The following is a 10792-nucleotide window of genomic DNA, read 5'->3' on the forward strand; positions in this document are numbered from 1 at the left end:
AAGTGTGCGAGCGCAAGTAAACGCATCTTCATCTGAATGGTTTTTTGCTGGCTCGCAAGCTTTTTGAAGTCAGTGTTATTAAGGCTATCCATGGCTAAATTTCACAATAATTCATCAATCTTAATTAGATCACATTTTTACTTTAATTGGTATTAAAACAATGACGACTAGTCCGCTAAATATTTCCCTTCTGCAACTTGCCAGAACGCTCGAATTAGAGGGTTATCTAGCTGTGCTCGCTTACAACATACGCCTAACTCAAATGGCTTGATAGGTTCTATCTTTAAGCGGCTAACTTTATCTCTTACTGGACTGTTGTTTATGACCACATCAGGTGCGATGCCAACTCCACATCCTAGTGCCACCATACTTACAATCGCCTCATGGCCAGAAACTTGCGCGTATATGTTGGGTTTTATCTTCATCTTTTTAAACCATGCATTGGCTCGTTCACGCGCTGTTCCTGCTTCTGGGATGATAAAGGGCACTTCATTCCAGTTTGGCTTATCGGATTGCAGTTGTTGGCTAAAGCTACTCACACCAGATGGAATGATGACTGACAGTGGAATATCGCTGATGGTTTCGAATTCTAACCTTGAAGGAAGGATGTCTGGCTTTGCTGAAATCGCGATATCCGCTTCATCGTTTAAGATCTTGTCGATGGATTGAGCTGGATCACCAGTAGAGAGCTTAAATTCAATATACGGATGAATAGCCCTAAATTCGGTTATGAGTTCAGGTAGGTGACTGTAGCTAGCCGTTACTGAACAAAATATACGGATCTCACCTTTAAGTTCTTGCTCTCCGCCCTTCAGGTGAAGGTTATATTGCTGCCACTCTCCCACGATGCTCAATGCTACAGGCAATAGGTGTTTTCCTGCTGGGGTAAGATCAACACTGCGGTTGTCTCTGATTAGCAGTTCTTGTCCTGTTTCCTCTTCAAGCTTTTGTATCTGACGGCTCAGCGCTGAAGGACTGACGTGCATAGCAGCAGCGGTTTTGCTGAAACTCTTGCTGTCGCATAAATGTATAAATAATTGTAGAGATTTTATGTTCATGTTCTGCGATCGTTTCCATGTTGCATTTATTGCAATAACTAATTGTGAATATATCACTTTCAGCAACGGAGTGTCTGTTTTAGTATGAAGTCATTCGATAGAGAGATATCGACCTTACGGACTTATTTTTAAAGGAGTGCCCTAGAATGGCTAACTATTTCAATACATTAAACCTTCGTGAACAACTAGACCAATTAGGTCGTTGCCGCTTTATGGATCGTGAAGAATTCGCGACAGAAGCTGAATACCTTGAAGGTAAGAAAATCGTAATTGTTGGTTGTGGTGCTCAAGGCCTAAACCAAGGTCTAAATATGCGTGATTCTGGTCTAGACGTATCTTACGCTCTACGCCAAGCGGCAATTGATGAAAAGCGTCAATCATTCAAAAATGCTGATGAAAACGGCTTTGTTGTGGGTAGCTACGAAACGCTAATCCCTCAAGCAGACCTAGTAATCAACCTTACTCCTGATAAGCAACACACAAACGTTGTTGAAACAGTAATGCCTCTAATGAAGCAAGGCGCTGCTCTTGGTTACTCTCACGGCTTCAACGTTGTGGAAGAAGGCATGCAATTACGTGCTGACCTTACTGTAGTAATGGTTGCACCTAAGTGTCCTGGCTCTGAAGTTCGCGAAGAGTACAAACGTGGCTTCGGTGTACCAACACTTATCGCTGTTCACCCAGAAAACGACCCTAAAGGCGAAGGTTGGGATATCGCTAAAGCTTGGGCTGCAGGTACTGGTGGTCACCGTGCAGGTTGCCTAGAGTCTTCTTTCGTAGCAGAAGTTAAATCTGACCTGATGGGTGAGCAAACTATCCTTTGTGGCATGCTACAAGCGGGTTCTATCGTATCTTACGAGAAGATGATTGCTGATGGCATCGAACCTGGCTACGCAGGCAAGCTTCTACAATACGGTTGGGAAACGATTACTGAAGCACTTAAGTTTGGTGGCGTAACTCACATGATGGATCGCCTATCTAACCCGGCTAAAGTTAAAGCGTTTGAGCTTTCTGAAGAGCTTAAAGACCTAATGCGTCCGCTTTACAACAAGCACATGGATGACATCATCTCTGGTCACTTCTCTAGCACAATGATGGCTGACTGGGCGAACGATGACGTGAACCTACTAGGCTGGCGTGAAGAGACAGGCGAAACTGCATTCGAAAACTACCCAGCTTCTGACGTAGAAATCTCAGAGCAAGAGTACTTCGACAACGGTATCCTAATGGTTGCTATGGTTCGTGCCGGTGTTGAGCTAGCATTCGAAGCTATGACGGCATCAGGCATCATTGATGAGTCTGCTTACTACGAATCTCTACATGAGCTTCCACTAATCGCAAACACAGTTGCTCGTAAGCGTCTTTACGAAATGAACGTTGTAATCTCTGATACTGCTGAGTACGGTAACTACCTATTCGCTAACGTAGCAACACCGCTACTACGTGAGAAGTTCATGCCTTCAGTAGCAACGGACGTCATCGGCCGTGGTCTAGGTGAGACATCTAACCAAGTTGATAACGCTAAGCTAATTGAAGTAAACGAAGCTATCCGTAACCACCCTGTAGAATACATTGGTGAAGAGCTACGTAGCTACATGAGCGACATGAAGCGTATCGCTGTTGGCGGTTAATCTTCCAGTTCATCACTGAATAAAAATAGCCCTGAACATTTGTTCGGGGCTTTTTTATGCTTGCAACTATTTTACCGGTGAAGGCTTGATAGATTGAGGAAAAAATAAAGGCTTACCCGAAGGTAAGCCTTTATTCGAACTTGAACTGATTGAAAAAAATGACTATTTGTCTGAAAGCTTTGCTTCTAGTTCAGCCAGTTTTTGTTCCATTTCAGTGAGCTTCTGGCGAGTGCGAAGCAGTACTTGTGTTTGAACATCAAACTCTTCACGGCTCACAACGTCTAGCTTGTTGAGTTGGCCTTGGATAACTTGGCGAACTTTTTGGTCTACGTCTGAACCAAGCTCTTTTACTGGTTGAGGCATAGAATCGTGGATCTGCTTAGCAATTTGCTCTAGTTTTTTTGGATCAAACATATCGATTAAAACTCCTGACTATTTATCACTATTCTATTTAATCACACTTGAGATGTCGCCTATCGCGTATAAAAAAAGGCCACCGAAGTAGCCTTTTTGATTGTTTTACGACTTAGCGATTACTTGTTATCTGCTAATTCTCTGTGTGCTGCTTTTGCTTCATCGACGCGAGCTAGTTTTTCTAGATCTTTGTCTTCCACAAATACAGGAAGAGGTTTGTGTTTTTCAGCTAGGTAGCTGTAAATCACTGGCAGTACAAATAGCGTAAAGATAGTACCAATCGCTAGACCAGCAACGATTACGATACCGATACTAAAGCGCTGAGCTGCACCTGCACCACTTGCGTACATCAGTGGGATTAGACCCGCGATCATCGCAGCTGTTGTCATCAGAATTGGACGAAGACGAACTTTTGCTGCTTCCATCACCGCTTCAATACGAGTCTTGTGGTGATGCAGTTGTTCTTCTTTTGCAACCTCACAGATTAATATACCGTGCTTGGTAATCAGGCCGACCAGCGTGATTAAACCTACTTGTGAGTAGATGTTCATCGTTGCCGCACCCCAAGCTAGAGCAATTAGGGCACCACAGATCGCCAGTGGTACAGATACCATGATAACCAGTGGATCTTTTAGAGATTCGAACTGAATCGCCAGTACCAAGAAGATGATTGCTAGCGCCAGACCAAAGGTTGCGTAAAGTGCGCTACCTTCTGTTACGTATTGACGAGCTTCACCCATGTAATCGTGGTTGTAGCCACTTGGTAGCTTGTTCGTTGCCGTATCTTCAAACCATGCAATCGCATCACCCATCGCCGCGCCAGGAGCTGGTACTGCACCAATCGTTGCTGAGTTCAATTGGTTGAAGTGAGGAAGAGAGCGAGGCTCTGCCACAACATCAATCGTAATTAAACTGCCCAGTGGCACCGCTTTACCATCCGCAGCACGTACATAGTAGTTATTCATCGATTCAGGGTTCAAACGGAACTTACGCTCTACTTGAGGGATAACCTCATAAGAACGACCGTTTAAGTCAATACGGTTTACGTAGCCATCAGACATCATGGTACCAAGGGTGATACCGATATCTTGCATGGTCACACCGTATGCGCCTGCTTTGTCTTTATCGATGTGTACTTTCATCGTTGCTGAGTCGTAGTTCAGATCAAGATCTGAGTAAACGAACAGCGGGTTCGATGCTACATCCGCTAAAATGTCAGTAGTGATTTGGAACAAGCTCTCAAAACTGTTTGGTGTTGTAATAACAAACTGAATTGGAAGACCTGAACCTGCACCTGGTAGTTCTGGCATTTGGAATGCAGTTACCGCCATTCCCGGAACATCTTTAACTAAACCACCAACGCGGTTTGCTACGTCTGATTGGCTCGCCTCACGCTCACTCCATGGAACCATAGATGCGATACCAAACGCTTGGTTTGCATTAGGTACACCAGTAAACACCTGTGCGTAAGCGACTTCTGGCTGATCCGACAGAATCTTGTTTACGTCGTTCATGGTATTTTGCATGAAGTCTAAGTTAGCATTTGATGGCGCTGTACCCATTAACATGATTACACCTTTATCTTCAGAAGGTGCTAGCTCACTTGGGATGAACTTAAACAGCATAGGTAAACTGGCAAATACGATAACCGCAAAGCCAATGAATACTGGGCGATGGTTCATTACCGCACCAAGCATACGCTCGTAACGGTTAGTCATACCATCCAGTACGCTATGTACCTTTTGTTCAAACTTGCTTGGCTCAGCATGAGCTTTCAGCATCTTTGAACACATCATTGGCGACAGCGTTAATGCCACGATACCGGATACAAATACCGAACCTGCTAGGGTTAACGCAAACTCTTTAAATAGCGAGCCTGTGATACCACCCATCATTGCGATAGGAGCGTATACCGCGCCTAGTGTTAATGTCATTGCAATAACTGGCACCGCGATTTCACGAGTACCGATGATTGCAGCACGGAAAGGGGACTCCCCGAGCTTGATATGTCGGTCGACGTTTTCTAGTACTACGATCGCATCATCTACTACCAGGCCGATGGCGAGTACCATTGCCAGTAGCGTCATCAGGTTCCAAGAGAAGCCCATCGCCTGCATTACCATTGCCACACCAATCAAAGACAGTGGGATAGTAACGATAGGAATAAGAACCGCACGGAAAGAACCCAGGAACAAGGTAATTACAACCAGTACGATTAATGCTGCTTCAAGGATGGTCTTGATTACCTCTTGAATCGATTCGTTAATCGCAATTGTTGAGTCATACATTACGTTCATTGAGATGTTGCTTGGTAGGTTCTTCTCTAGCTGAGGAAGAAGCTCAAGAACATCGGCTGCAATGTTGATCGGGTTAGCACTTGGTGCCGCGTTAATCGCTGCAACAACCGCTTCCTGACCGTTCGCACTTGCACGGTACACATCGTGGCTTTTCTCTAGCGAAACCTTAGCAATGTCAGATAGACGGATTATTTCGCCTGCACCGCTTCGTACTACAAGATTCTCTAGCTCTTCAACGTTAGATACTTGGGTATCAGCACTGCCGTTGTAGAGAACGAACTCACCCGTTGCCTGACCGGTTGCCGATTGGTAGTTGTTGGCATTCAGTACCGACATCACATCGCTAGCGGTTAAATTAACTGCAGCCATTTTTGACGGGTCTAGCCATACGCGTAGTGCGTATTTCATACCACCATATAGGTCAACTTTAGATACGCCATTTACCGTAAATAGTTGCGGGTTGATTACTCGCTCTAGATAGTCGGTAATTTGGCTCGACACCAACTCATCACTGGTAAAACCAATGTAGAGTACCGCCGTTGTTGAACCGGTAGACATAGTTACGGTTGGATCTTCGGCTTCTTTAGGAAGCTGAGAACGTACCGAGTTAGTCTTGGCCAGTATGTCAGACAGCGCCGCATTCGGGTCTGTGTTCAACTTCATGTTCACGGTAATCGTCGAGCTACCGAGTACAGAAGAAGAAGTCATATAGTCGATGTTATCCGCTTGGGCCACAGCCTGCTCGAGGGGCTGGGTGATAAAGCCTTGGATAAGATCGGCACTTGCACCGTAGTAACTCGTGGTGACGGTTACTACGGTATTCGTCATTTCAGGGTATTCACGCACCTGCATTTTGAAGATTGCTTGTAAGCCAAGCAGCGCAATCAAAAAGCTGATGGATACCGCTAGAACTGGACGTTTAATAAAAACATCAGTAAAGCGCATTGTGCCTCCGGTTACAGCATAGGTGTTTCAGATGGTGGTGTGATTGCATCACTTTCCACAACCTTAACTTTGGCACCGTTACTTAGACGTACTTGGCCAGAAGTCACAACGGTATCGCCCGCTTTCACACCCTCAAGGATGTGTGCGATATCAGCAGTACGTTCACCTACTTTTACAACATGTTGAGTAACGCGTTGAACGCCGTCTTCTTCAGTTAGGATATAAACATTGTCGCCGTATAGAGTGAAAGTAATCGCTGTTTGAGGCAGAGTTACTTGGTTCTCTAATTTAGGCAGAATGATGTTAGCGCGAGCGAACATACCGCTACGAAGCTTGCCATCATTGTTTGGAATGTCTGCTTGAACTTGAATAAGACCACTTTGCACGCTTACTGCAGGTTCAATTGCGCTGATAGAGCCCTCAAATGGGATTTCAGGGTAAGCGTCAACGAAGATATCAACTGCTTGACCCACACTGATGCGAGAGATGTCAGTCTGAGAAACCGTGAAGCGTAGGCGCATAACACTGGTGTCTTCCAGGCGAACAATATCAGTACCTGATTGTAGGTATTGGCCTAGGTAAACATTGCGGATACCAACGGTACCATCGAATGGTGCGCGAATTTCGCGACGATCGATAGACGCTTTTAGACTTTCAATATCAGCTGAAAGAGAGAAGTAGTTAGCTTCTGCTTCATCGTACGCTTCTTTAGAAATAGAGCCTTTCTTGAATAGACCTTGGTAACGCTTGTATTTTGCTTTCGCAGCAGGCAAACGAGCTTCAGAACTCTTAAGGTTGGCTTTCTCTACGTCAGAATCAAGACGTACCAGTTGCTGACCACTCTTAACATCAGTACCCGATTCGAAAGAAATTTGGTCAATAACACCGCTGGTTTCGTTCGCTAGTGTCACACCTTGGTTAGGTTCGATGAAGCCGATAGCTTCAATCACTGGAACCCAGTCGATCGGCTGAACTTCAGTTACCGTTACTGGAAACTCTGGTTCAGGGCGGTTGGCCATATACTCAGCAATTTTTTGTTGTTTGAACATGTTAAACCCAATAACGCTGCCGAAAAGTAGTACAGCGATGAGTAACATGAAGAAAGTCCACTTTTTCATTATGGTCAAAACTCCGATCTAGTGTTTAATTATTGCGTCCCAACTGGCTTCGATTGCAGATTCTAGTTCTGCCTCATCAAGTTGGTAAAATCCTAAAGAATGCTTGCGTGCTAGAGAAACACTAGCCGCCAAGCTCAATCCACCTAATACTTCATTGTTAAGTGGTTTAAACAATCCTTGTTCTTTCCCCTCATTAAATAGCAGCTCAACTTGGGCAAACATTTTACGTTCTAGTTCCCTGAAGTTTAGGCTATTTGTGATGGGTAGAGAGTCATACTGAACCCGATTTTTTATTGCGGCTAAATTCGTTCCTGCTAAGTTCCATATGTTCAACCACATAGTACGGTAGCGTTGTTTAATTGGATCCGAATCATTAACCCCTTGTTGAACAGCATCAGCTACTCTTTGAGTCACGAGCATTCGAACATCTTCTATCAAATGCTCTTTATCATCGAAGTAGCGATAGATAGTGCCTGCAGCCACTCCCGCTTCTTTGGCTAATTTTTGCATTGAAAGGCCTTGGAAACCGACCTCTGCAATTAGCTTTTCAGCTGCAGAAAGTATTTGCTGGCGTTTATCCCGAGGTGCATGAGTTGTCATATTTCAACCACCAATGAATGAACGTTCATTCATTATAGCCTAATAACCACACACATGTGCAACAAAGTTTTACATAATCAGCGTAAAAATCTTGTATAAGAGAACGTAGCATTCGTGCTGTTGCAGCATTATTATAGGCGCGCAATTGAATTCGCCCCTCTAGACCAAACTGAGAATCAAATGAAACTGAACCCAAGACAAGATGAAGCCGTGAAATATGTTTCGGGCCCCTGCTTAGTATTAGCGGGCGCTGGATCCGGTAAAACACGTGTTATCACCAATAAAATTGCTTATCTGGTTCAGGAATGTGGCTATAAGGCGCGTAATATTGCGGCGGTGACCTTTACTAATAAAGCGGCACGCGAGATGAAAGAGCGTGTTGGGCAAACTCTAGGTAAGGGCGAATCGAAAGGGCTGATTGTTTCGACTTTTCATACCATGGGCTTAACCATCATTCGCCGTGAATACAAAGCGCTGGGTTTGAAAGCGGGTTTCTCTCTGTTTGATGACCAAGACCAGTTAGCTTTGTTAAAAGAGTTAACAGAGAGACAGATCGATGGTGATAAGGATTTGCTACGCGCTTTAATGAGCACCATTTCGAATTGGAAAAATGACATGCTGACGCCAGATCAGGCGAAAGCACGTGCTCAAGGCGAACAAGAGCAGTTGTTTGCATTCTGTTTTGAGATGTACCAGAAACAGATGAAGGCATACAACGCACTCGATTTTGATGATCTGATCGCGATGCCTGTATTACTACTGAAAACCAATCAAGAGGTGCGTGAGCGCTGGCAGTCGCGTATCCGCTATTTACTGGTCGATGAATACCAAGATACCAACACCAGCCAATATGAGTTGGTTCGTTTACTGGTGGGAGAGCGTGGTCGCTTGACAGTAGTAGGTGACGATGACCAATCTATCTATTCATGGCGTGGTGCAAAACCGCAAAACTTGGTGTTGCTGGGTGAGGACTATCCGAATCTTCGTTTGATCAAACTCGAGCAAAACTATCGTTCAACCAGTCGAATCTTACGTGCGGCGAACATCTTGATCGCCAACAACCCACACGTTTATGAAAAGTCACTGTTCTCAGAGATCCCAGACGGTGAAAAGCTCAAGGTACTGAATGCTAAGAATGAAGAGCATGAAGCAGAGCGTATTACCGGCGAGATCATCGCCCACAAGTTTTTGAACCGTACTGAGTACAAAGATTACGCGGTGCTTTACCGTGGTAACCACCAATCGCGCTTAATTGAAAAAGCGCTGATGCAGAACCGCGTGCCCTACAAGATCTCTGGCGGAACCTCTTTCTTCGCTAGAGCCGAAATTAAAGACATCATGGCTTACCTACGAGTGTTGGTGAACCCTGATGATGACAACGCCTTCCTGCGTATTGTAAACACGCCTCGCCGTGAGATAGGCCCGGTTACGCTAGAAAAGCTAGGTAGCTATGCCAATATGCGTGGTAAGAGCTTGTTTGAGGCCAGCTTCGAGATGGGCTTAGAGCAGACACTGACGGGGCGTGGTTTAGAAAATTTGCGCCGCTTCGGTGACTGGATTGTTCGTATCTCAGACAATGCCGAGCGTGGTAATACGGTTGAAGCCGTTCGTTCTTTGGTTCGTGACATCAACTACGAAGATTGGTTGTACGAAACCTCAGCGAGCCCGAAAGCCGCTGAAATGCGAATGAAGAACGTCTCTGATCTGTATAGCTGGATTGTGGCCGATCTTGAGGGTGACAACTACGATAAAGAAGAGAAAACCCTGCGCGAGGTGGTTCAACGTTTAACGCTGCGCGATATGATGGAGCGTGGTGAGGATGATGACGATGCAGATCAAGTCCAATTAATGACATTGCATGCATCGAAAGGTCTAGAGTTCCCATATGTATTCCTGATGGGTGCAGAAGAGGGCATCTTGCCGCACCAAACCAGTGTCGATGAAGGCAACGTAGAAGAAGAACGTCGTCTTATGTATGTGGGGATTACTCGAGCGCAGAAAGAGCTGACTTTTACTAAGTGTCGTGAACGTCGTCAATATGGTGAATTAATAAAGCCAACACAAAGCCGCTTCCTCGATGAGCTGCCGCACGATGATGTGGAGTGGGAAAGCGTTAAGAAGCCTCAATCCGCTGAAGAAAGAATGGAAAAAGGGCAGGCGCACATTGCGAATATTCGAGCGATGTTCAACAAGAAGTAATGCCCTACTTTAATCGCACTATATAGAAGCCAATAAAAAAGGTGACCATGAGGTCACCTTTTCTGAATCTGGCATTTTTAATTACAGACCGGCAATCATGTGCTCGATAGCATCTTTGATTTCGTCGTCTGAACAATCCATACATGAACCTTTCGCTGGCATCGCATTGAAGCCGTTGATTGCGTGGTCAGCTAGAATGTCGCGACCTTGAGCAATGCGAGGACCCCAGTCACCAGCATCACCTGTTTTAGGTGCGCCACTTACGCCAGATGCGTGACAAGCGATACAAAAGGTACCGTAAACTGCTGCGCCATCACGAGGGCCTGTTGGTTCTGCGGCTACTGGCTCGCTGCCGACTAGGTAAACTTGGCCAACTGGTTTGATGCGTTCAGCAATTGCATCGTGCTCCGCTTCGCTTAGGCCTGCAGCCATTGCGCCAGTTGAAAAGGTTAAAACTGCGATGACAACGCTTAAAATTCGACGAGACATATCCATTAAACTCACTTTACATTCCCAAGGTAAGTACATGC

At 45.3% G+C, this 10792-nt stretch carries 8 protein-coding genes; 2 read left to right on the forward strand and 6 right to left on the reverse strand.

Going from position 1 to position 10792, the window contains the following annotated elements:
* Positions 1 to 167 precede the first annotated feature (167 nt).
* Positions 168 to 1058 (reverse strand): HTH-type transcriptional activator IlvY, encoded by an 891-nt coding sequence (gene ilvY, locus AB4623_RS21890; protein ID WP_017061966.1) that lies wholly within the window; start codon positions 1056 to 1058, stop codon positions 168 to 170.
* A gap of 146 nt (positions 1059 to 1204) precedes the next feature.
* Here ilvY and ilvC point away from each other — a divergent pair, with 146 nt between their 5' ends.
* A complete protein-coding gene (ilvC, locus tag AB4623_RS21895) occupies positions 1205 to 2689 on the forward strand; it encodes a ketol-acid reductoisomerase (protein WP_017061965.1) in 1485 nt (494 codons plus the stop codon).
* Positions 2690 to 2851: 162 nt separating this feature from the next.
* On the opposite strand, the gene ubiK is transcribed toward ilvC, so the two are convergent.
* From ubiK to AB4623_RS21915, 4 genes are all read right to left on the reverse strand, one after another.
* A complete protein-coding gene (gene ubiK, locus AB4623_RS21900; RefSeq protein WP_017061964.1) occupies positions 2852 to 3103 on the reverse strand; it encodes a ubiquinone biosynthesis accessory factor UbiK in 252 nt (83 codons plus the stop codon).
* 119 nt (positions 3104 to 3222) lie between these two features.
* A complete protein-coding gene (locus AB4623_RS21905; RefSeq protein ID WP_171732318.1) occupies positions 3223 to 6345 on the reverse strand; it encodes a multidrug efflux RND transporter permease subunit in 3123 nt (1040 codons plus the stop codon).
* An 11-nt stretch (positions 6346 to 6356) separates the two neighbouring features.
* On the reverse strand, positions 6357 to 7463 hold the full coding sequence (locus AB4623_RS21910; protein WP_017066594.1) for an efflux RND transporter periplasmic adaptor subunit: 1107 nt from the start codon (positions 7461 to 7463) through the stop codon (positions 6357 to 6359).
* Between the two features lie 18 nt (positions 7464 to 7481).
* Complete coding sequence (locus AB4623_RS21915; protein ID WP_017061961.1) at positions 7482 to 8063, reverse strand: TetR/AcrR family transcriptional regulator; 582 nt, start codon at positions 8061 to 8063, stop codon at positions 7482 to 7484.
* 180 nt (positions 8064 to 8243) lie between these two features.
* Between AB4623_RS21915 and rep the strand changes: the two genes are divergently transcribed.
* Entirely contained in the window at positions 8244 to 10262 is a 2019-nt protein-coding gene (gene rep, locus AB4623_RS21920) for a DNA helicase Rep (protein WP_017061960.1), read from the forward strand.
* Positions 10263 to 10343: 81 nt separating this feature from the next.
* On the opposite strand, the gene AB4623_RS21925 is transcribed toward rep, so the two are convergent.
* Positions 10344 to 10757: a cytochrome c5 family protein gene (locus tag AB4623_RS21925; RefSeq protein ID WP_017063036.1), complete on the reverse strand. Its 414-nt coding sequence runs from the start codon at positions 10755 to 10757 to the stop codon at positions 10344 to 10346.
* Between the last annotated feature and the right edge of the window lie 35 nt (positions 10758 to 10792).

Origin of the sequence: Vibrio sp. 10N.222.52.C12, from assembly GCF_041474215.1 — a bacterium.
In the GTDB taxonomy this organism is placed as follows: domain Bacteria; phylum Pseudomonadota; class Gammaproteobacteria; order Enterobacterales; family Vibrionaceae; genus Vibrio; species Vibrio crassostreae_C.